Here is a 1,044-nt window from a genome sequence, read left to right as displayed (position 1 = left end):
AAGGGCAGGAACAGCCCCATCGAAAAGCGCGACCCGAAGACCAGCGCCAGCGACAGGAACATCACCCAGGCCACGATCCAGCCGTGGAACATCCGGGCAGGCGCCAGCGCGGTCACGGCGCGGCCCCGGGCGCCGGGCGCAGGGCGGCGGCCTGTTCCTCGGTCAGCGGCCGCAGGGCGTGGCCCGCAAGCATCAGAAACAGGCGCGCGGTTTCCTCCAGCTCCTCGATGGCGAATTGCGCGGTCTTGAGATCGCGGCCCGACACCACGGGCCCATGGTTGGCCAGCAGCACCGCATGATGCCGCCCCGCCACCGCCTGCACCGCGCGCGCCAGGTCCGCATCGCCCGGCGGGTAATAGGGCACCATCGGCAGCCGCCCCACCCGCATGGCGTAATAGGCCGTCAGGGGCGGCAGCACGTCGCCCGCATCGACGTCACGCAGGATCGACACGCCCACCGCATGGGTGCAGTGCAGATGCACCACCGCATGATCGCCGGGGCGTTCGCAATACATGCAGCGGTGCAGGAACGCCTCCTTGGTGGGCCGGTCGCCCGACAGGTGCGTGCCGTCCGCGTCCAGATGCGACAGGCGCGCGGGGTCCAGATCGCCCAAGGCCACGTTGGTGGGCGTCATCAGCGTGGATCCGTCCCCCAGACGCACGCTGATGTTGCCGGTGGCGCCGGGGGTCAGCCCGCGGTCGAACAGCGACCGGCCCACGGCGGCGATCAGGTCGCGCTGGCGGGTCGCTTCCGACAGGGTGGCGGTCATTTCAGCAGGTCCCAGGCCGACAGGAAGATGTCGGGCGCGCCGAAATTGCCCGATTTCAGCACCATGGCCAAGCCGTCGCGGGGGCCGCGGGCGCGCATCCACGGCACGCCCGGCGCGATGCGCGGGCCCACGTCCAGCGCCCGCACCCCCAGCGCCGCCGTCACCGCGCCCGACGTCTCGCCCCCCGCGATCAGGAACCGGGTGAAACCCGCCGCGGCCAGCCCCTCGGCCACCGCGGCGAAGAAGCGCTCGGTCACCTCGCCCGCGGCCTCGCG

General features: G+C 72.4%; 2 protein-coding genes. Both read right to left on the bottom strand.

Annotation, left to right across the window (positions count from 1 at the left end):
* Window positions 1–112: 112 nt before the first annotated feature.
* Window positions 113–769: a 3-oxo-tetronate 4-phosphate decarboxylase gene (gene otnC, locus ACLNEE_RS16750; protein ID WP_412007435.1), complete on the bottom strand. Its 657-nt coding sequence runs from the start codon at window positions 767–769 to the stop codon at window positions 113–115.
* Window positions 766–1,044, bottom strand: a 279-nt coding sequence (locus ACLNEE_RS16745; protein ID WP_412007434.1) for a nucleotide-binding domain containing protein, incomplete at its 5' end; no start/stop codon positions are given. The genes ACLNEE_RS16745 and otnC, both read right to left, overlap by 4 nt.

The sequence above is a fragment of the Aphanothece stagnina RSMan2012 genome, from assembly GCF_046764815.1.
Classification (GTDB): Bacteria; Cyanobacteriota; Cyanobacteriia; order PCC-6307; family Cyanobiaceae; genus NIES-981.
Note: the sequence above shows the minus strand (reverse complement) of the source record. Positions and strands in the feature narration are given on the sequence as shown.